The sequence below is a fragment of the Colwellia sp. C2M11 genome (assembly GCF_018860915.1).
Classification (GTDB): domain Bacteria; phylum Pseudomonadota; class Gammaproteobacteria; order Enterobacterales; family Alteromonadaceae; genus Colwellia.
In genome coordinates, this window is sequence record NZ_JAHKQD010000039.1 from 141,247 (window position 1) to 163,774 (window position 22,528).

Consider the following 22,528-nt stretch of genomic DNA (forward strand, 5'->3'; position numbering starts at 1 on the left):
TATAACTAATATATGCTAAGTACCTAACCCATAACTGGTTGCAATAGTACCAATAACTAAATTCCAGCCATCCACTAAAACAAATAACATTAATTTAAAGGGGAGTGAAACAATCATAGGTGAGAGCATCATCATTCCCATCGCCATTAAAATACTCGCAACCACCAAATCAATAATCAAAAAAGGAATAAATAATATAAAGCCTATTTGAAAAGCTGTTTTTAATTCACTAATAATAAACGCTGGAATAATAACTCTCATGGGTAAATCAGTAGGTTGGTCAACAGCTTCAATTCCAGCCATTGAAGCTAAAGTATCTAAGTCTTTTAAGCGGGTTTGCTCAAGCATAAAGGCCCTTAATGGAACTTTACCTTTATCAATAGCCTCGACAGAAGTTAATTGATCTGCAATATAGGGCTGAATTGCCACTTCATTTATTTGATTGTAAACAGGTGTCATGATGAAGAGCGTCATAAATAACGTTAAACCAATAATCACCTGGTTTGATGGCGTTTGCTGTAAACCAAAAGCTTGACGAAGTATGGCCATCACAACCACAATACGTGTAAAAGAGGTCATCATTATAACAGCCGCAGGAATAAAGCTTAACGCTGTCATAAACATTAAAATTTGCAACGTTACTGAATACTCTTGAGAGCCATCAGAATTCGTTGTTAATTTTAAAGCTGACATTGATAAATCTTCAGCAGCAAAAGCACCAAAACTTAATGTTGATACTAACAATGAGAATAAAACCAACCAGGCAATTTTTTTCATAGTCACTTATTTATTATTTTTGATGTTATGTATTGTTTCATTAGTCGTGATACTACTATGACCTTCTGTTTTAACTGTATTTTTCTGAAGAAAAGACAGGACACCGCTAGATAAAGCTACAGCTTTTCCTGTTTGCACCTCTAGCGGTTTATCTAACGTTTTAAGTAAAGATACTTGCTGCGCAGAAACACCTAAAACCAATTGTTCTTCACCTATTTGAAGTACAACCACTCTTTCTTTAGCACCTAAAGATAAGTTAGCAATAATACTTAATCGATTTGAGTTTTGTTGTGTAAGATTAAAACGCTTTAAAACAAAACCACTAACAATAATTAATGCCAACACCATTAATAAAGACATAATCATGCTGCCAACATCAAGGTTTGAATTAACATGTTTACCGACTTCTGGCGCTTTTTCTGTAACGGCCGTTTCGTTTACATTCGCTGAATCTACGTTTTCAGCATTTTCAATCTCACTCTTTTTACCCACTTCAAGATCAACCTGAGAAGTTTCCTCACTGTTCGATGTCTTATTAAAAACTTTATTATCAGTCACTTCTTGTGCAAAAGATACCGGAGTAAACACAACCAAAGCACAAAAAAATAAAACGATTATTTTAACCATTATTTTAACTTCTTAATTCGTTCTATCTGACTAATTACATCCGTTAAACGAATACCAAATTTATCATTAACCACCACAACTTCACCATGAGCTATCAGGGTACCATTAACCAAAACATCAAGTGCTTCACCAGCTACGCGATCTAGCTCAACCACTGAGCCTTGATTAAGCTGTAATAAATTTCGAATACTAAGATTACTTCGACCAACTTCCATAGAGATAGTCACTGGAATATCTAAAATAGTATCCAGCTTACGTTTTTCTTCACCTGTGATTGGTCTTTCGTCTTCGGTCAATTCTTCTAATTCAACTTTTTTTGCTTGATTAGCTTTTTCTGCAGACGCTTCAGCTTGCTCATCTAATGCCTCATCCCACATACTTAAATCTTCTTCATTATCATCGCTCATACCGCTTGCCTCAATGTCAATTCTTTACAATTAATGTTCTATACCCGATAAGTATTACAAATCATCTTCTAAAAGTTCCAGTTCTGCGTCGCTGTCAAGGCGCTTGCCGCCTTTAGTCAAAATAGTTAATTCCGATTTAACAGATTCAGGACGTTTAATTTTTTCTTCTATTTTTAACGCTATATTTTCACGACTACGGCCTAGCTTAGCTCTAAAGGTAGGTAAGTCTTCAATTAAGACCGTAATATATTCAGGCATTTCTATCGGAATAATATCGCCTGCTTGTAGCTCCATTAACTGATTTAATGGTATGTCTACTTCTAAAAATTTAGTATTTAGTGCAACAGGCACATCCATAATTTCATCACGCAATGCCTTAGACCAGCGCATATCTGTATCTTCTTTATCACTTTGCACACCCGCATCAAGTAATTCTCGAATAGGCTCAAGCATTGCGTAAGGCAGAGCAATATGAAAATCCCCTCCTCCACCATCAAGCTCAATATGGAAAGAGCTGATAACAACCACTTCTGTTGGGCTTGCAATGTTTGCCATTGATGGGTTCACTTCTGAGTCTAAATACTCAAAAGAAACATCCATCACAGGCGACCAAGATTCTTTATAATCTTCAAAAATTAATTTTAATAACATTTGAATAATACGACGCTCGGTCGGAGTAAATTCTCGACCTTCAATTTTCGCGTGATAGCGACCATCTCCGCCAAAAAAGTTGTCAACTAAAATGAAAACTAAGCGTGCTTCCATGGTAATAAGGCCAGTGCCTTTTAAGGGACGAAAACGTACCATGTTTAAACTTGTAGGCACAAATAAAGTATGTATATATTCACCAAACTTTATCATTTGAATGCCGTTTATCGATACTTCAGCGGTTCTACGCATCATATTAAATAAGCTAATACGCATATGACGAGCAAACCGTTCGTTCACCATTTCCAACGTCGGCATACGACCACGAACAATGCGATCTTGCGAAGAAAAATCATAGTCAGAACTGCCATCCTCTCGAGTTGGGGAATCTTCAACTATTTGTTCTTCTTCAACATCATCAACACCATGTAAAAGCGCATCAATTTCGTCTTGGGATAATAAATCACTCACGCGTCATACTCTTTTCGCCCATATTGGCTTCATTTAACCTAGTTAATATACATTCATATGAACACTATCAACGGTCACTGTCATTGTAAACTAGCAGCCAATTATTCGCTGCTTTTTCAAAAAATTATTGCATTATAAAGCCGGTAAACAGAACTTTTTCAACCGTCTCATTTCCTTTAAGATCTTTCATTACTAGTTGTACTGCAGAAAGTGATTGATCTTTCAATACTTCCTTACCTACACTAGTTGCTAAATCGTCAGCATTGGCTTGTGAAAAAATATTTAATAAAGTACTTTCAATTAAAGGTATATGCATTTTAGCATTCTCTTCATTATCAGCACCTCGAACCAACAATTGTACACGTATTTCAATAAAACGATCACGAGTAGCACCTGGAATATTAAAGCGAAATGGTCTTGGCATAGGAACATAAAGTGCTGAACCAACTTGAGCAGGTGCATTTTCATCAGCATTAGCTTCATTAGAGGAGCCTTGGCTAGATTTAGCTTGCTCTGATGTATCGCCTCCATTGTTCCCCATAAAAAAGTAATAGCCGCCACCAGCGATTAATACTACGGCTATGATCGCAATAATAATGATCATTTTTTTCTTTTTGCCGCCGCCATCTAATTCTAGTTCGTTTTTTTTACCTTTTTCGTCAGCCATAACTTACCTTTAGCTATTTATTAGTAAACATTAGTAAACTATATCCTTGAATAGCACTCTAGCCAATGTGTTTTCATCAACTTAGTGATATTTAGCCTAATTTATCTGCAATTTTATTCATATATTTTTTTTATGCATAATAATCGATAACTTTAGTTGAGGTATCCGATATTCTAGCTGATAAACTATGTTCTACCACATCACTAGCATCTGCCGTGTTTTGTGAGAATTGACTGTGGTTACCTCCACTACTTGCTTCAGCATCTGATTGCTGAGACTGTTGCTCAACATTCGCATCTCCAACATCAACACCTTGTTCAGCTAATAGATCTCTTAACTTATGCATGTTTTGCTCAAAAGCTTCTTTAGCCTGTTGATTTTGAACAACAAAATTAACAGTTGCTTGTTCACCTTGCAAGTTAACTCTTACTTGCACGTTACCTAATTCAGGCGGGTCGAGTGTAATATCAAATTGCTGTAATTTTTGTGAAATAACTAACATCACTTTATCTTTTACTGCGTCGGCAAAATCTCGTCTAAAAATTGAAATAGTTTCCTGATGTAATTGGATGTTAGTTTTTTGACTTTGTACTACTTCGCCATTGGCTGTTAATGCCAATGCATCAGATGATTGTTGCTCTACTCTATCGTAAGCATCTTGTGTTGTCTTACTCGCCTCACCAATAAAATTACTACGATTATTCGGTTCAATAATATCTGCTGTAGTACTAGCCTTATTATTTACGCTCTTATTACCATCAGCATCTACTATTTTATTTTGCCCAATAAGTTTATCAATTGACTGTTCATTCAAGACTTCTTCAGGCTCAAACGTACTAGCTTCTTCCATGCTAGACGCAACTGAAGCTTGTCCTAAATTAGTAGGCACTGCATTTTTATTGATAACCTGTGAAGTTAAATTATCATTATTTTTTACTATGCCACTTTGAGTTTTACTACTTTCAACAACAGTATCAACTTCAGCTGTGGTTAACTCATTTTTTAAAACGCTAACCCCATTATCAGTTTTCATTAGCTTTTCATTAATTGTTGATTTTACTTCACTGTCGCTACCATCATCAGCTCCAATTGAAGTTCCTAACACCTCTCTTACCGATCCACTGATATTATTCGGGTTAACTTCTTTGCTAGCCGTCATAAGATTTTGCTGTAAATTATCGCTTTTTACTTCAGTGCCTACTGGTATTGTACTTTGGCTTGCTATAGCTGTATCTACAAACTTCTGAGGAGAGGTATTTTCATCCTGAGGATTTATTTCCACTTGTTCTGCTATTTTATTATTAGCCATAACATTTTTTTCAGCTAATTTAGTTAAATCAGTTTCTAGGTTATTAGCACTCCCCTTACTCACTTTATCTTGAGCACTATTCACTAATTTTTCTGTAGCCAACGTTTCATCAGTTGGACTTTCACCATCAATTAATAGTGTACTACTCGCCTGATTAGCCATAATATTTTCGTTAATGTTACTCCCTTTACCAATTTCTGGGTTTTTATCTTCAGAAATTAATGAATTAATTAACTTATCTGGTCCTTGAATAGCATCCGTTCCCACCTCTGTGGTTGAGGAAACAGCCTTAGCAACACTTGATAACCCAGTCGATAAACCTTTGTTTTTTAAAGATGTTTCAGTATTAAGTTTTGTTGTTTTCTCGTCAGGCATTTCATTAACATTCACTGCTGAAGCATCCACTATTGAAGGCACTGCTTTGTCGGAAGAAGCCTCAGTCACTAGCGTTTGATCAACCTTTGTTAAAAAAGTCATAAGTAATTCTGATTCATCAACAATTTTTTTATCATCAGCATTTACTATACTTGTATCAGGTTCATCTTGATTGCCAAGAGCGGCAACTTCTTGCATATTTGTTGCCGGATCAGCGTTATCAACTACAGCCTGATGATATTCGGATCTATCTTGGATTTTATCATCCCTACTTATATTTTTTTGCTCAATAGCTGGCTTACTCGTTTTCGAAGAAGCTTTTTCATTAGAGACGATTCTATCATTAGGGGGATTATTTTCAGACTTAGTATGTTGCTTATTTTTAGAGAGCTGTATGTCTATATGCTGGGAAAATTTATCCTTTGGTGAAGCGGAATTTAAAGCACCTGCATCGTCTTTATTTTCGATACCTTGTGATACTTTCATGGATAAAACATTGAGTTGTTGCATAATAGCCCCAATTGCTAAAATTGATATAACTAAAGTATAACGACACTTTAACCAAACTATAAATTAAGAAAAAACTCCTTAACAGCTTTAGATAAGCAATAATCATTCCAGTTAGCTTAAAAATGCCTATAACGAGTGAATATAGTGTACAAATAATTTTAGTAGTGATGACGCTAGTTTTATCGCTTGAATATTCACTTACGCAAACTTACTACCGTTTGTTATTTAGGATTAAACTCCTAGGTCAAAATTAGCGTATAAATTGCAATTTAAGGTACACGTTTTATCGAGCCTAATAAGTATGTCCAACTCGATTAATAATTCGATTTTCGACGTAAAAATTGTTGGGTAGATATTTCATCAAACATACTTTGTTCTTTCTTGCTTTCAATCTTCATTAACGCTGCATTACGCTTATCAGTAAGCATTTCGACAGCCTGTACTTTTTGTCTTTGTTTGATCCACAACTCTTTACTTTGTTCAACTAACGCTTTAGCTTGATTCATCGCAATTTTAACTTGTTCTGCTGCATTATCGAGCTTATTAATGAAAGCATGATAGTGATTATAAGTAGCGCTATCCAAGCCAAGCGCTGTTCGTTCACTTAAACGCGACATATATTCTAATCGATAATCAGACACACTTTGTAAGCGAGTTAAATTTTGCTGATAATCATTTTCAGCATTGCGCAGTGCATTCTCCGCCTTCTCTTCCTTACTTTGCTCAAACTTTAATAGCGTGAGTAACTGCTTGTTATTATTTGCCGCCATAATATGTATTCCTTAAACGGTTAGCATGTTGAAGATACTTAACTTATTAGTCTTGAACATTTAATGCTAAGACTTAACGCGCTCAATTAATTCTTTTAATTAACGCTTCGCATTAGCCGTAGCAGCAGCTATTATTTCTTGTAATTGCTGTACACTTTGTTCAAAAGGTATTACTTCTTGAATCTGTTGTTGTAAAAAAAAGTTAATAACTGGCTGAACATTTATCGCTTGATCAATCCGAGGATCATTTCCTTTAGTGTAAGCACCGATAGCAATTAAATCTTTGTTTTGTTGATAAACAGAATAAATCTGTTTCAGCTGACGGGCTAGTTGTTGATGTTCAACATTAGTGACCATTGGCATTACACGAGAAATTGACCCTTCAATATCAATAGCTGGATAATGTCCTGCATCTGCAAGTTCTCGCGATAAGACAATATGGCCATCTAAAATAGCACGAGAGGCATCAGCGATAGGATCTTGCAGATCATCACCTTCTGTTAATACGGTATAAAAAGCAGTAATTGATCCTTGCCCTTCCCCACCATTACCAGCTCGTTCAACAAGTTGTGGTAATTTAGAAAAAACTGACGGTGGATAACCTTTCGTTGCAGGAGGCTCTCCCACTGCTAACGCTATTTCTCGTTGTGCTTGCGCGTATCGAGTTAATGAATCTAAAAGTAGTAAAACATCTAATCCTTGATCGCGAAAATATTCACTTATCTGTACTGCGGTTTCACAACCCTTTAACCGCATTAAAGGAGAGTTATCTGCCGGTGCAGCGACCACAACAGAGCGAGCGCGCCCTTCTTCACCTAAGATCTCTTCAATAAACTCTTTTACTTCTCGCCCACGCTCTCCAACTAAGCCAACGACAATAACGTCAGCTGTTGTTCCTCGTGTCATCATACCCATGAGTACACTTTTACCAACACCTGAGCCTGCAAATAACCCCATACGCTGGCCTTTACCAACGGTAATAAAGCTATTAATTGAGCGTACACCAACATCAAGTGGTTCAGTAATGGCTCGACGTGATAAAGGATTAATAGGGCTAGTATTTAATTTATAGTCATCATCATTTGTAATAGGTCCTTTCCCATCAAGCGGCTTTCCTATGCCGTTAATTACTCGCCCAAGTAAATTCATTGACAAAGGAAGGTGCATTTTAGCTGATATTGGAAGTACCCTAGCACCGGGTAACACACCACGCAGGCTCTCTTCCGGCATAAGGTAAGTTATCTCTTGTGCAAAACCAACAACTTCGGCTAATAAATCACCATGAGCGGTTTCAACTAAACATTGGCTACCTATATGCGCTTTTACACCAACAGCCTCTAAGGTTAAACCCACAACACGTACTAGGCGACCAGCAACAGGCTCTTTAAATGGGTGTATAAATTTTTGACTGTTTTTTAATCTATCACTAATACGTTGGCTATCGACCATTATTTACCCTTCAACATGAGATAAAAGCGTAAATTTACTTACGCCTAACTAGTCAAAAAATTATTGATGTAAAGCATCCTGCAAGAAAGATTCCAATACTTGCTTTAAACGAGACTTCATCTGTAAATCAATGTTAGAAGTGCTATTTTCTATTTGGCAGCTTCCGACACTTAATTGTGGTGCCGGCAGCAATTTCCATCCACTTTCTTGAATGTGAGATGCACCAAACTGCTGTTCTACGCGTTTAATATCTTCAGGGTTTAAATATATTTGCGTTGTAGATTCATTACTAGGTAATGATTTGATACCGGCATTGATAGCAGCCATCAAAATATCGGGATTGGTTTTAGCTTCTTGTAAAACAACAGCTTCTGTTAATTGCACAACTAAATTTAGCAGTTGTTCTTCTATATTTTTTTCAACACTCGCTAAGGGCTTGTCTAACTGTTCAATTAAACTTTTCCAATTGTCACTTAACGTGTCAATCGTTTCTTTACCTTGAGCTAAACCTTGCTCTGTACCTACTTCAATACCTTGAATAGTACCTTCTTCAATGCCTTGTGCTTTGCCTTCTTCATAACCTTTGCCAAACCCTTCTTCCTTGCCTTGACTAAAGCCTTCATCATGTGCTGCTTGTCTTATTTCTTCAATTTCTTCTGCGGTAAGCGGCTCAGGCTCTTCAATTTCTTCTTCTGGCGGTTCAAAGCGCCATGTGCTCTTTTTTCCTAAAGCATTCGTATGACTTTCTTGGTTTTCAACCACTTCTGCTTGCACATTTGGATAAGACCAAACATCTAATTCTTCTGATTCTTTTGCTTTTATAATGCGGGGTGATGTTTTATTCATATTTTTCTCAAAACGGGTTGGTAACTTGTTAAACGAATACTTAATAAATCAAATAAGTATAAAGCCCAAACAGCAAATAAGTATTTTACTATCATCAATGACAATTATAAGAACTCATCGCCACCGCCACCACCAAGCATAATTTCACCTGCGTCAGATAATCGACGAGCAACGGCAAGAATTTCTTTTTGTGCAACTTCTACTTCACTAATACGTACAGGCCCCATTGCGTCAAGATCATCTACTAGCATTTCAGCAGCACGTTTCGACATATTACTAAGGAATTTTTCTCTGAGAGCTTCATCTGCACCTTTAATAGCTTTCATTAGCGCGTCTTGTTCAACTTCTCGTAAAATTGCCTGCATGCCTCTATCATCAACATCTGCTAAGTTTTCAAAAATGAACATTAAATCTTGAATTTGTTGACTCATTTCTTCGTCGTTTTCTCGCATCGAGTCCATCAGTGTACCTTCAACGTTAGTATCAAGATAATTCATGATATCTGCTGCAGCTTTCAAACCACCCATTTTGGCTGCTTGAGCACCTGCTTGGCCAGCAAATTGTTTTTCCATAATCTCATTTAATTCTTGAAGTGCGGCAGGTTGTACTTCTTCTAAGTTAGCAATACGCATCATCAAGTCTAAACGCACTTTATCTGTAAACTGGCTCATAATTTCAGCAGATTGCTCTGGTGCTAAATAAGACAGTACAATCGTTTGAATTTGGGGATGTTCATTTCTTATAATATTTGCCACTTGCTTAGAGTCCATCCATTTTAAAGAGTCTAAACCTTTTGACGCCCCGCCCATAATAATTTGATCAATGAGATTGCCAGCTTTATCTTCACCTAAAGCGGCCGTTAAGGCTTTACGAACAAAATCTTCACTTTGAAAACCAATAGTAGAAAAGTTTTGAATATCATGAATAAACTGTTTATGTACTGCGGTAATCTTCTCTTGTGTGAAGTCTTCCATTGCCGCCATAACAGTACCGACTTGTTGTACTTGCTTAGGCTCTAGATGCTTCAATATTTGTGCAGCATCCTCTTCAGATAGGCTTAACAATAGAATCGCAGCCTTCTCACTGCCTTCTAATTTACTAATATCAAAACTTGGTTTTGTTGCGGTAAGCTCTCCGCCTGTGTTTAATTCATCACTCATCTTCGGTCAACCAACTTTTAACTACTTGAGACGACAATTCAGGTTCATTAGCAACTAATGCTCGAACCGCTTTTAATATATCTTCATCACGATGAAGGTCTGGTAATTGTAAGCTACCATCAGGAGCAAAACCAACATTACCTGCATCGAAGTCTGACGTTAGCATATCCATGGTTTCATCACCAAGATCTATATGACTATCAAGGGATTTATCGCCATAATCATCTGGTGAACTATCTGGGTAAATTAAACGTTTCAACATCGGACGAACAACAGCCATAATTAGCACTATAATTACTACAGCCGCCATCAGAAGTTTTGATAATTTCAAAAACCATAACTGTTCCCACATTGGCAACACATCTGCTTCACCAAGATCAATACGATTAAAAGGAATAGTAATAACTTCTAAAACATCCCCTCTTTGTAAATCAAAACCAATACTTCCTTGTAATAAACGTCGAATAGAAGCTATTTCAGCAACACTTCTTGGTATTTTAGCAACCGCTGCAACGGCTGTTTCTTCAGCTTCAGGGTCAACTGCAGGTGCGACGCCATCAACATAATCAAGTGCGACTGACACACTCACTCTGCGAACAACCCCTGTTTGCTGTTTGGTGTGACTGATCGCCTCATCAAGTTCATAATTTTTAGTTGATTCACTATGCTTTCTGGTTGGTGTTGACTTCACCTGTTGACCTTCTGCATCTTCTGGAATGCTTGATTCAAGTGGTGGTTGGTTAGTTAAAGCACCAGGAATACCACCTAATAAACCACCAATAGTGCTATCTTCAACTTTCATTTCGCTGCGCAGCGCAGGTAAATCAGAGTTATAACGACGAGCGGTTTCTTCTACATTGGTAAAATCCATGGTTACATCCACTTGCGCAGTGTAATTACCTAGGCCAACGATAGGAATGAGTATATTAGAAATTTTATCCATATATTCTTGTTCGCGCTTTTGTTCAATATCTAATTCATTACGCGAACGAGCAGACACTGAATTTTGGCTGCCTGAATTTAATAAACGACCATTTTGATCTGTTACCGTTACACGATTAGGACTCATTCCTTGAACTGATGAGGCAACAATATCAACAACAGCATCAACTTCTTCAGCCGAAAGTAAACGTCCTCGCTGTAAAGTCAGTACTATTGTCGCTGAAGGATTTTTCTCGCGGCGAGCAAAAATATTCTCTTTTGGAATAGCAAGTAATACTTTCGCGCGTGAAACACTTTGTAATTCTTCAATAGTATTAGCGATGCGTTGTTCTCTACCATACTTTAAACGTTCTTGTTCTAAACGTTGACTAACACCAAAGCCCATATCTTGCATTACCATATCTTCGCCTTCTGTCGCTTCAGCTGATAAACCTTCGCGGGCTAATAATAACTTTATGGTTTGATATTCATCGGTTGGTACTGAGAGAGTGTTATTTTCTTGACGATAATCAACTTTATTGGCATCAAGAAAATCCATTGTTTTAATAAGTTGCTCTGTAGGTTGCTTCGCTAAAAAGCGGTATTCAGGTTCGTTCGCGAGGATAATGACAAAAACAGAAATAGCTAAACAGATTGATAGCGCGACAACTAAGGTGATTTGACGTAAGGTATCAGCATTACCTAAAGCAGCGGCAAAGCCTGATTTTTTTTCTTCAATAGCGTTATCATCACCATAATCATTGGCAATCATGGAACTATTATTATCTGTTGCTACCATTGAATTTGTATCTGCCACTTTACTTCTCCGCTTACTACTGCTATTTATTTTTCATACTCACATTTAAGTGAGAGTAAATCATCAAGAGCAAGGCGCTTGAATGAGTAATAGCTGGCCTATTGCGATTGAAAGCAACGCCGCTATTGGTTATTTGATCCGCTTAAATTACACTGGCATGCTCATAATTTCTTTATATGCTTCAACAAATTTATTACGTACTTGAACTGTAGCATCTAAAGCAATACCAGATTTTGACGATGCAATCATGACATCACCTAGCGAAACACTGCGATCTCCCATTTCAAAAGCCATTTTTTTAGCACCGGTATCTTGCTGTAATTCATGAACTGTTTTTAATGCATCAGTGAGTAAATTACCAAAATCATTACTTGATGAGTTAATTTTCCCTGCTGAATTAACACCTGGCAGATCTTCCATATCACCACCAACGGCTGGAATCCTATTACCAGACGCTTGTAATGACATACTTTGCATTTGTGCGAATAAAGAATTAGTACTGATGTCCATAGTAGTCTCACTTGTGTCAATTTTTTGCTATAACGCAATAAAAATTATATATAACTAGTAATTCTGCAAGCATAGTGCCAATAGATTGCAAATATAGAATACACAGACAAGATAATTATAAACCAAATTAAAACAATAGGTTAAAAATATAGAATAATTAAGAATGAGGGGTGTTTAAGACAAAATAACGTCAGCTGCCTAAATGAACAGCTGACATTGAAAATAGAAAACATAATTTATGCAGGAATTTTAATACCTGAATCGCGCATTTTGGCAATTTTATAACGCAGGGTTCGCGGGCTAATACCTAAACGTTCAGCAACTTCTTTTCTACTACCGTGACAAGCTTGTAAGGTATCAAGAATAATTTGATTTTCTTGCAGCTTTAATTCGCTACCTAATTTATCTTCAGGTGCAATAATATTATCAACTTCATTAACACTTGATGTTTCAAAGTTTTCAATCATTAAGTTATTTGCATCAATCACTTGATTGCTTTGTAAAATTAAAGCTCTTTGAATAACGTTATCCAGTTCACGTACATTACCCGGCCAACTATAGGCATTTAATTTACTTCGGGCTGCCGCTGTAAATTCAGCAACTTGTTCGCCAGTTTTTTGACAGTAACTCGCCACCATATGCTGAGCCAACGGTATAATATCATCTGGACGTTGTGCTAAAGGCAGCCAAGTTAACGGGAAAACATTTAAACGATAATATAAATCTTCTCTAAAATCACCCTGTTTGACAGATTCCTTAAGATTACGATTACTTGTTGCTATAACACGCACGTCCAATTTTATTGTTTTTCTACCACCTAAACGCTCTACTTCACGCTCTTGCAATACACGTAAAATTTTAGCTTGTAAGCCTAAATCCATCTCGGTGATTTCATCAAGTAAGATTGTCCCTCCTTGTGCCTGTTCAAATTTTCCAGGGCACGCTTGAATTGCTCCGGTAAAAGCGCCTTTTTCATAGCCAAATAAAGTGGCTTCTAGCATATTTTCAGGAATTGCAGCACAGTTAATTGCAATAAAAGGTTGTTGAGATCTAGGTGAATTATTATGCACATACTGCGCTAACACTTCTTTACCTGAGCCACTAGGACCAAGCACCATAACCGATGCCTCCGTTGTGGCAACTTTACGTGCTAAACTTAATAACTCAACACTGCTTTTATCCGCAACAATCGGCGTATTTTTATCAATCTCTGATAATGGTATATATTGGCTTACCATATTTAACAATACTTCTGGCGAGAAAGGTTTAGCAATATAATTACAAGCACCATGTTTCATTGCTTCAACAGCATCATCAATAGTGCCATAGGCTGTCATCAATAATACCGGTAAATTAGGATGATTTTTTTTAATATTTTTTAATAAAGAAAGTCCTGACATACCACCCATTTGCACATCACTAATGACAATATCAACACTATAGTTTTTCAATAAAAGCAACGCACTTTCGGCTGAATCGGCTTCAATGCATTGATAATTAGCTAATGTGATAGTATCAATCAATGCTTCTCGTAAACCAGCATCATCTTCAACAACCAATATTTTATGATGACTCATGAGACTTCTCCTGTTGGTTTATGTTTTGTACTGATTCATATTGTGTTTCACTAGCCTTATTTAGTAACGGTAATTTAAGACAAAAATGTGCGCCTTCTCCCGGCTTACTTAAATAATTAACTTTACCTTGATGTGCTTCCATAACTGATTTCACTACCGCTAACCCAAGCCCTGTTCCCTTATGGCTAGAGGTATAAAATGGTTCAAATATTTTATCGATATGTTTAGTATTAATACCTGCGCCATTATCTTTAACACTAATATAAACAGTATTATGCTGACTATAAATTTGAATGTTAATCACAGGTTGTTTAACTTTGTTTGCATCTGTTGCTTGTAATGAATTATGAATTAGATTCTGAATGGCACCAGTTAACGCATTTTTATTCGCTAAAATAAAATGATCATTATCAGGTAAGTGAATATTAAGTTTCGCGTTCGCTTTAATAATTAATGCATCCATTGATTGGGTTGCATCATTAATCAGCTCATTAACTGACAACGATTTAACAACTTGCTCATTACCACTTTTAGAAAATAACAGCATGTCATTAACTTGCTGCTCTAAATCATGCAACCGTGAACTTAACTTCTCTTGGAAACTAACACGAGACTCATCAGAAATACTTTTATTCAATAAATTAGCGCTATATAACATAGCTGCAGAAAGTGGTGTTCTAATTTGATGAGCTAAAGTTGAGACCATTCGCCCCAATGATGACAGTCGTTGCATTTGACCGACTTTATCTTGTAATAAGCGGGTCTCAGTTAAATCAGTTATCATGATTAACTGTCCTGGTTGTTCACCTAAACTCGCTATCTCTAATTTAACACGACGACCATCTTTAAGAGATACTTCATGCCAATCATCGGCACGAGGTTTAAACGAACGAGCAATCACACTAAACCAAGGTTGTCCTAAAATAGGTTCATCAAGTAAAGCTCTAGCCACTTTATTAATTTTTACAACCACACCATTACCGTCTAGCATAACCAAACCGGTCGGCATCATTTCAATCAACTGATCAGCCATTTCAGTGTAATTTGAATGTCGATTTTTTTGTTGCAGAAAGTTTAGGCCAGGGTGTGTTTTTTTTTGTGGGCTAACTTCATTTGGAGTAGACTTATTTTGAGACAATTGCGCTCGTAATGACGCTAATTCGCCAGGAAAAGCCTCTTTTTCTAATAAAGTTGAGTCTGCCAATGCATTCGTTGGCAGTGGGATTTTTACAGAGTTAAAACCATTATTAGCAATAAAATGCTGTGCAAGTGCCATAAAATCAACGTCCAAAATAAATTTATATCACGTTGACTAAAGCATTATACGTGCCACAGTTTTTATTGTTATTTATCAACACCTTAAAGTGTTATTTTTACTAAAACCACACTGTCAAATGATTGGCATTAGCTTGACTCGTAAGGTTATTCCGAGTTTAAACTGTTATTTAAAAACACATGAAGGGGCCAAATTTCATCTATAACAGTTTGCATTAGCAGTATAGTTAGCCCGGTTTATGTAAATTATATTTACGCATTTTCTCAACCAAAGTTGTTCTGCGCATGCCTAAGGTTTCTGCGGCACGTGCTACAACATATTGATGTTTAACTAAGGACTGAGAAATGAGTGATACTTCTAACTCAGCGAGGTATTCTTTCAGATTGACTCCTTCGTTTGGCAAGACACTCGCATTTGAAATAGCGTTATGATTTTCGGCTACTAACGTCTGACTTTCACTTTGATTAAGGCCATCAATACCATCTTTATCGGTGATATCGTCATCGTTATCATCCTCGTAATCGAAGCCAGCAAATAACTCATTAATAGCCTCTCTTTCTCGTAGTTCTTCTGGATACTCAGGTGTATATACTTCGGCATCAATATGTTGATATTTTTGCGGTAATTCAGCTACGTCGACAATTTGATCACCATACATAATTAGCATACGTTCAATTAGGTTAGACAATTCACGAACATTCCCTCCCCAAGAATGTTCCATTAATGACTCAATAGCTTTATCAGTAAAACGAACTGTTCTTTTTTGCTCTTGTTCAAAGCGAGCAAGTAACTCTTTTAATAATAGAGGAATATCTTCTTTTCGTTCTCGTAATGCTGGTGTTTCAATAGGAAAAACATTTAAGCGATAAAATAAATCTTCGCGAAAGTCACCAGTTTTAATCATATCTTCTAAATTTTGATGGGTTGCTGCAATAATACGCACATCTGCTCTTAAACTTTTACTACCACCAACACGTTCAAAAGTACGCTCTTGTAAAACACGCAATAACTTCACTTGCATTGGTTGTGGCATATCGCCGATTTCATCTAAAAATAAAGTACCGCCTTCAGCCAATTCAAAACGACCTTTTCGTGTTGAAATTGCGCCAGTAAAAGCTCCTTTTTCATGCCCAAACAACTCACTTTCTAATAATTCAGCAGGAATAGCACCACAATTAACAGGGACAAAAGCGCCATTTGCACGTTCAGACAAATCATGAATATTACGTGCAACCACCTCTTTCCCTGTTCCTGATTCACCAAGTACCAACACGCTTGCAGGATTTCTTGCCACTTGTTCAATTAAAAAGCGAACATCATTCATTAACTTACTTGTACCCACCAAGGAGCGAAATAAAGCACTCGAATTAAGCTTAGGCCCTGTTCGGGGTAATTTATTGTGGTATTGATGACAATGATGGATAAGTTCAGTTAATTGGGCGTAGTTTAACGGCATAGTTAAGCTCGCAATAACATTAAAATAACCATCTAAAATATTAGCATCGACAACATCGTGTAACAGAAAAGGTATCTTAGGGTTATTTTCAACTAACTTTATGGTTTCAGATGACACATCCCCAGAAAGAATTATCGTTAATATATACTCACTTTCTTTAAGACACTCTTCTATGATATTTGGAGGACATTGTATAAAATGTTCACCAATAAAGGACAATACTGTTGCCATTTGATGAGATCTACCCACATCATTATCAATAATAAGGATTTTTTTGTGACCTTGAGTATGATGTATTGAGTTCATAAGCAACTGTTAATTATACCGATTAGAATTATACTATTCATGATTCTATCAACTAGTATTAAATAGGCAACAAAAAATTGACACTAGAAGTCATTATTTTGTCACTTAGTTAATCGATTAAATAAATAAATGTATTTAGAAAATATACATTCAGCCGATAATAAGTATTAACTTAACTGCTACTTATTAAAAATTTTTAGGCTTATCATTAACTGTCAAAAAATACTGGCACAATATATGAATAGTGATGATAAACCTATTAACTTAATGGAAAGTAAAATGCTAATTTTAAATGGTAGTGCTGAGTATATGTTAACAAATAACGAGCATGTTCAAGGCAGTCGATATGGCTTTAATATATTTGTAAAGAAAGATGATTTAAATTCTCAATTAGCCGATATAGAAAAATATCTTGTCGATAGAGGCTGGGATAACATTGAAATTACCGATAATGGCCTTATTGAAAATATTGAAGGTATAAACCATGCTATATTAATAGAAGCATTTAAAAAAGCACAACACGAGGGACTTTCAGTTGTTGTAAATAACAACGCTATAGAAAGTAACTAATGTAGAATATGTATAAAATGTATGCAACATGTAAAAATATATCGGTTGACTTACAAAATGTACATTTATTATTTAACACCTAGTCAGTGTTATTATCTTTGGAGTAAGTAATGGCCCATGTTTCACTAAAAAAATACCAGCAAACAACGGTAAGTAATGCAGGAGAAGCAACACCCTATCAATTAGTTGCTATGTTGTTTCAAAAATTATTGGACAATATTGCAACTGCTAAAGGTGCTATCGCTCAAAAAGACTATGCCAAAAAAGGTGCTCAAATATCAAATGCTATTGCTATTCTAGGTGTTTTAGAGGGGTCTCTTGACCATAGTCAAGGTGGTGATATTTCAGAAAATTTATCTGCTTTATATACATTTAGCTCTGAAAAATTATTTGAAGCGAGCACAAATAATGATATTGAATTATTAAATGAAATAGCACTTATTATTATTCCAATAAAATCAGGTTGGGACTCAATACCTCCAGAAGAACAAGGCAAGGTCAGTTTTTAATGCCAAATAAACTAAAAACTCGCCTTGAAAACATTGTAGAAATATCGCGACAAGCACTGTTGCAGCTTGAAATTCAAGTAAAGAATACAATTACGTCAAATGATGAAAATATATTAACTGATAATCTATCAATTAATGAAGTTCAATATCAACTAAACAGCGAACAATTACTTAATTTGCTCGCTAAACGTCAAGCACTTATTAGCCAGTTATTTGAAAACTACACACAAAAGCAACTTAGCGTCGAACTAACAATGATTAATGAGATGATCACCTTAGATCAAAAATTAACCTCGTTATCACAAAAGAATAAGCAAGCATTAGCAACACAAGTAACAAAACTAAAAAAAAGCAGTAAAGTAAGAGATCTTTATAATAAATATTAATTATAATCAACTAAATCACACTGAAAAAAAAACACCAATAAACACTTTAAAAGTAAAGTGTCTAGTAGTGTTTCTCAGAATAATAGTACTGATTAACTCATAGCTTTATTAACTATAGGCTAGCTGCTAGATTTAACGACTCCAGGCATATTCTCTAATTGGGCTAGTAAATATGATCCAGTTGAGCTCAGCTGTGCGACAATAAGGTCCATCGCATTATATTGCGATAACAATCTTGCTTCTAATGACTCCATTTTTAACTGAAAAGCCTCATATTCAGTGTCTAACTTATCTAATTGAGCTGTTTTTCCATCCATTCGTTGTTGTATTATACCGTCACTGTCAGTATAAAAGCCAAGAAACTCATCCATATTATTAACAAAGCCATTATCGCCTTCAGCTCCTAAAAAAAATGTTTGTACCCTATCAGGAGACTCTTCAATTAAATCATCAAGCGTATCTTGCTCAAAACTTAGTGTTCCATCACGTTCGGTACGAATACCTAATTGTGATAACGTTAACGTAGTGTCATTACCTGAATCAAATGCTTGATTGAATTGGCTACGAATTTTAGTCATAACCCCACGAAGTAAAGAGTCACCTGATAAAGCACCACCGCCGCTTTCACTTGAACTTCCTAATTGATCACTTAAAGCAACTAAAGCATTGAAACTTTCAACAAAAGTGTTAATGCCTGCAGCTACATTATCATTATCTTCGGTAATTGTTATTCTACTAATATCATCACCAACATCATGTACTTTATTCGCAGTAATAGTCACACCATCAATAACATCTTTAAAAGTATTCTCACTATTAGTAACAGCAATAGTACCATCAATTATAATTGATGCATCTGCGGCTGCATCAACCTCTGACATATGTCCAATATTTGCGGTCGCAGTTTGATTAACAGAGCTAAACTGCGATATACCTGACATGTCATTATCGTCACCATCATCATCTAGTGCGGTTACCGTAATAGCGTGAACATCACCTGACTGTCGACTACTAAACATCAAGTGTTCATCACCAGCATCATCAATGACAATACTCGCTTTAATAGAGGTATTGTCACCATTGTTATTAATCGCATCAACAATGTCATCTAATTTGTCTGTTGCGCTAATATTTACATCAAATCTATTGCCGTCAGAGCTAAATGATAATGTACCAGATCCTACGGTATCGTTTGAATCAAAACCATTCACTGAGGTTAATTTGTTTGTAGTATCTGAAGATAATCGAGATAAACCTGTCATATCGCTATTACTGACACTTGGCACATCCATATTTACAGATGCAAACTGAGAAATACCATTTAAATCACCATTACTACCATCACTATCAGCAGCAGTAACAGTAACCGCGTTAGCAGTTCCAGGCTCAATAGAATTAAACACTAAATGTTGGCCAGTACCATCGGTAACAATCCTAGCAACAACTGAGGTATTATCTTCACTATCATTAATAGCTGTTACAATATCTGACAACGTGTCGGTAGCACCAACAGCAATATCAAAATTATTACTACCTGAAGCAAAAGATAATGTACCAGAGCCGACAGTATCAGTTGAAGTAAACCCAGCGACTGAGGTTAATTTATTGCTTTGTTCAGTAGCATTGACCGTAATGGCATTATCTAGGCCTGTTTTTTTACTATTTAACACAAGGTGCTGACCTGACGAGTCAGTAATAATAGTTGCGCTAACAGATGAATTACTACTGCTATCATTAATCGCGTCACGAATATCACTCAACGTATCCGTATCAGAAACAACGATATCAAAAGTATTATCACCTGACGCAAATGAAAGGGTTCCCTCTCCTACCGCCTCATCGCCATCAATAGCAGAAGACAACAATTTATGTTGGGTAGCTAAAGCTAAAACTTCTACAGAATAATTCCCTACTTCAGCTTCTTTATCTGATGATAAACTAACAAAATCATCTCGCCCTGAAATAGTACGCTGTTGGTATTCATCTTCATCACCAAGAGCTCCAAAAGATGCGGTCACATCTTCTAAAGCTGACTTTAGCGCCCCCACTGCAGATATATCGGTAGTATATGCACCTTGCAGCGTAGCCATTCTCGACTCATAAGGCACACTTTCAGCACTAACCATTGCATCTACGATAGTAGAGACTTCAAGGCCAGATCCTATCCCGGTAAATGAAATACCTGTCATGAAAATTTCTCCTTTAACCTATAAAATTGAGAATATACTGCACGTAAAATTTAACTAAAAATTAATTAAACTTTTGCATCAACAAAACCACCAACCATCTCTGACAGTTTTGAGACTAAGGTTAAGACTTCTTCAGAAGGATATTGTTTAATTAAATCCCCTGAAGTCTTATCGATAACTTTAATAACATCTCGGCCAGAATCTTCATCAACCACAAATTTTATATTTCGATTTAAATCACCTATAAAATCTTGCAATTGTTGAGCCACCTTATCTAACTGTTCAACATTTAGGGGCTCATGATCAACAATATTTTCTGATAATTTTTGTGTATTATTTACTTGCTTATCTTCAGTAATAGTTTCACCAGTACTTTGGTCTATTGCATTCTTTTGGGTAATTGTATCACTAGTACGTTTATATTCTGACGCTAAACCTGTTAACCCCAGGTCATTACCATTTTGGACATTCATAGCATACTCCTTTTAAATCACCACGTACTTTTACAATGAACAACTTACCGTAAGAATCAGTATAAATTATCGTGATCAGTTTATCAAAACGAAAAGGAAAGAGCTGAGACCCATTCCCTTTCGTCATTTAAGTATAATCAAAATCTTCCATTTATTAACCAAGAAGGCTTAATGCAGCTTGTGGTAATTGGTTAGACTGAGCCAATATAGTAGTACCTGCTTGTTGCAATATTTGGTTTTTCGTCATTGTTGCTGTTTCTGAAGCAAAATCAGTATCTTCAATACGGCTTCGTGACGCTGATACATTTTCTGCTACATTAGACAAGTTACTGATAGTGTGGCTAAAACGGTTTTGAACCGCACCTAAATCAGCACGTTGACTATCAATTTGTGCTAACGCTGCATCAATAGTTTGTATTGCAGATTGTGCACCAACACTTGTTGTACCAGATATATCAACATCTTCAACTGACGTTAAGGCAGCTGTACCACCTGTTGCAGCCATACTACCACCTAATATTTCATTAACAGAAGCACCCGACACACCAATTTTATCAGGTGAAGATAAATGTAGTTCAGAAGACACCGACTGAACACCCGCTGCAGTACCACCGCTTAATGTTGCAGTTCCTGTAGCATAAGCTTCAAGCTCAATACCGTTAACGCCAGTCGCTTTAATCGTTAAACTACCACCACTCTCAACAACATCATAACCATCTGCAACCATATCTTCAGCTAATCGTGCTGCATCGCCACCATAAGTCGCTAAGTCATAGGTATCCCCACCAATTTTTAAATCACCACCAGAAGCTGAGTCTAAATTGTCTAATGTTGCCTCTAGAGAGGCAGTAGCGGTAACTCCTGTCGCAGCTGCGTTGATAGTATCTGCAATATCAGCAGCACCATCACCAGCAGCAATAGCTACTGCTTTACCATTTAAACTCCAATTATCTGTGGTAGTGCCGTGGTTACTAGCAAGAGTTGCATCTTCTGCATCACCAAGATTTGTCGCTGCTGCTGCTGCTGTACCTCCCCCTGTGACTTCATAAGCCCCTATAGAGTCTGCTGCCATATTACCTAACGAAACATTAATGGTTTCATTGGCGTTAGAGCCTACTTGGAATTGTTTTGTACCAAAAGTACCATCAAGTAATGCTGTAGCACCAAACTTAGTGGTTTCAGAAATACGGGTTAATTCTTGTTGCAGTGCACCTACTTCTTTTTGAAGCGCGGCACGGTCATCTGCACCATTTGAGCCGTTAGCTGATTGTAAGGCTAAATCACGCATACGTTGTAAAATAGCTGACGATTCTTGCATTGCACCTTCAGCTGTTTGCGCCATTGAAATACCGTCATTAGCATTACGTTGCGCTACACCTAAACCATTAACCTGAGAAGTTAAACGGTTAGCAATTTGCATACCCGCAGCATCATCTTTTGCGCTATTAATACGCATACCTGAAGATAAACGTTGCATTGATGTAGCCAAACCTTCACTTGATTTACTTAAGTTACGTTGTGC

The 22,528-nt window shown here is 36.5% G+C and carries 21 protein-coding genes; 3 read left to right on the forward strand and 18 right to left on the reverse strand.

Annotated elements, in window-relative coordinates; genetic code table 11:
- Positions 1-15: 15 nt before the first annotated feature.
- The 15 genes from fliP to KO509_RS11210 all read right to left on the reverse strand — a co-directional run bounded on the left by fliP (position 16) and on the right by KO509_RS11210 (position 16,879).
- The gene (fliP, locus tag KO509_RS11140) at positions 16-777 is read right to left on the reverse strand and encodes a flagellar type III secretion system pore protein FliP (RefSeq protein WP_215973348.1); all 762 of its coding nucleotides are present in this window, start codon (positions 775-777) and stop codon (positions 16-18) included.
- A 6-nt stretch (positions 778-783) separates the two neighbouring features.
- On the reverse strand, positions 784-1,404 hold the full coding sequence (gene fliO / locus KO509_RS11145; protein WP_215973349.1) for a flagellar biosynthetic protein FliO: 621 nt from the start codon (positions 1,402-1,404) through the stop codon (positions 784-786).
- Complete coding sequence (fliN, locus tag KO509_RS11150; protein ID WP_215973350.1) at positions 1,404-1,811, reverse strand: flagellar motor switch protein FliN; 408 nt, start codon at positions 1,809-1,811, stop codon at positions 1,404-1,406. The genes fliO and fliN overlap by 1 nt, the downstream gene beginning before the upstream one ends.
- 54 nt (positions 1,812-1,865) lie before the next feature.
- On the reverse strand, positions 1,866-2,930 hold the full coding sequence (fliM, locus tag KO509_RS11155; RefSeq protein WP_215973351.1) for a flagellar motor switch protein FliM: 1,065 nt from the start codon (positions 2,928-2,930) through the stop codon (positions 1,866-1,868).
- 124 nt (positions 2,931-3,054) lie between these two features.
- Positions 3,055-3,597, reverse strand: coding sequence for a flagellar basal body-associated protein FliL (fliL, locus tag KO509_RS11160; RefSeq protein ID WP_215973352.1), 543 nt, complete (start codon positions 3,595-3,597; stop codon positions 3,055-3,057).
- Between the two features lie 130 nt (positions 3,598-3,727).
- Positions 3,728-5,791: a flagellar hook-length control protein FliK gene (locus tag KO509_RS11165; protein WP_215973353.1), complete on the reverse strand. Its 2,064-nt coding sequence runs from the start codon at positions 5,789-5,791 to the stop codon at positions 3,728-3,730.
- 314 nt (positions 5,792-6,105) lie between these two features.
- A complete protein-coding gene (gene fliJ, locus KO509_RS11170) occupies positions 6,106-6,561 on the reverse strand; it encodes a flagellar export protein FliJ (RefSeq protein WP_215973354.1) in 456 nt (151 codons plus the stop codon).
- Between the two features lie 99 nt (positions 6,562-6,660).
- Positions 6,661-8,010 (reverse strand): flagellar protein export ATPase FliI, encoded by a 1,350-nt coding sequence (gene fliI, locus KO509_RS11175; RefSeq protein ID WP_215973355.1) that lies wholly within the window; start codon positions 8,008-8,010, stop codon positions 6,661-6,663.
- Between the two features lie 60 nt (positions 8,011-8,070).
- Positions 8,071-8,856: a flagellar assembly protein FliH gene (fliH, locus tag KO509_RS11180; RefSeq protein ID WP_215973356.1), complete on the reverse strand. Its 786-nt coding sequence runs from the start codon at positions 8,854-8,856 to the stop codon at positions 8,071-8,073.
- 104 nt (positions 8,857-8,960) lie between these two features.
- Positions 8,961-10,016 (reverse strand): flagellar motor switch protein FliG, encoded by a 1,056-nt coding sequence (fliG, locus tag KO509_RS11185; RefSeq protein WP_215973357.1) that lies wholly within the window; start codon positions 10,014-10,016, stop codon positions 8,961-8,963.
- Positions 10,009-11,709, reverse strand: a complete 1,701-nt coding sequence (fliF, locus tag KO509_RS11190) for a flagellar basal-body MS-ring/collar protein FliF (RefSeq protein ID WP_215973371.1) — start codon at positions 11,707-11,709, stop codon at positions 10,009-10,011. Before fliF ends, fliG begins: the two co-directional genes overlap by 8 nt.
- 192 nt (positions 11,710-11,901) lie before the next feature.
- Positions 11,902-12,264 carry a flagellar hook-basal body complex protein FliE gene (fliE, locus tag KO509_RS11195; protein WP_215973358.1) on the reverse strand — a complete coding sequence of 121 codons (363 nt, stop codon included), beginning with the start codon at positions 12,262-12,264 and terminating at the stop codon, positions 11,902-11,904.
- Between the two features lie 236 nt (positions 12,265-12,500).
- Entirely contained in the window at positions 12,501-13,841 is a 1,341-nt protein-coding gene (locus tag KO509_RS11200) for a sigma-54 dependent transcriptional regulator (RefSeq protein ID WP_215973359.1), read from the reverse strand.
- Positions 13,828-15,117 (reverse strand): ATP-binding protein, encoded by a 1,290-nt coding sequence (locus KO509_RS11205; RefSeq protein WP_215973360.1) that lies wholly within the window; start codon positions 15,115-15,117, stop codon positions 13,828-13,830. Before KO509_RS11205 ends, KO509_RS11200 begins: the two co-directional genes overlap by 14 nt.
- Before the next feature lie 226 nt (positions 15,118-15,343).
- Positions 15,344-16,879 carry a sigma-54 dependent transcriptional regulator gene (locus KO509_RS11210; RefSeq protein WP_215973361.1) on the reverse strand — a complete coding sequence of 512 codons (1,536 nt, stop codon included), beginning with the start codon at positions 16,877-16,879 and terminating at the stop codon, positions 15,344-15,346.
- A 237-nt stretch (positions 16,880-17,116) separates the two neighbouring features.
- On the opposite strand from KO509_RS11210, the gene KO509_RS11215 reads away from it, so the two are divergent.
- From KO509_RS11215 to KO509_RS11225, 3 genes are all read left to right on the forward strand, one after another.
- Complete coding sequence (locus tag KO509_RS11215; RefSeq protein WP_252727507.1) at positions 17,117-17,449, forward strand: hypothetical protein; 333 nt, start codon at positions 17,117-17,119, stop codon at positions 17,447-17,449.
- 110 nt (positions 17,450-17,559) lie between these two features.
- Positions 17,560-17,958, forward strand: coding sequence for a flagellar export chaperone FliS (gene fliS / locus KO509_RS11220; protein ID WP_215973362.1), 399 nt, complete (start codon positions 17,560-17,562; stop codon positions 17,956-17,958).
- Entirely contained in the window at positions 17,958-18,344 is a 387-nt protein-coding gene (locus KO509_RS11225; RefSeq protein ID WP_215973363.1) for a hypothetical protein, read from the forward strand. The genes fliS and KO509_RS11225 overlap by 1 nt, the downstream gene beginning before the upstream one ends.
- Positions 18,345-18,463: 119 nt before the next feature.
- Here KO509_RS11225 and fliD read toward each other — a convergent pair whose 3' ends face one another.
- From fliD to KO509_RS11240, 3 genes are all read right to left on the reverse strand, one after another.
- Entirely contained in the window at positions 18,464-20,533 is a 2,070-nt protein-coding gene (gene fliD, locus KO509_RS11230) for a flagellar filament capping protein FliD (RefSeq protein WP_215973364.1), read from the reverse strand.
- Positions 20,534-20,598: 65 nt separating this feature from the next.
- A complete protein-coding gene (locus KO509_RS11235; RefSeq protein WP_215973365.1) occupies positions 20,599-21,006 on the reverse strand; it encodes a flagellar protein FlaG in 408 nt (135 codons plus the stop codon).
- A gap of 154 nt (positions 21,007-21,160) precedes the next feature.
- Positions 21,161-22,528: flagellin (locus KO509_RS11240; RefSeq protein WP_252727508.1), on the reverse strand; the 1,368-nt coding region annotated here is incomplete at its 5' end.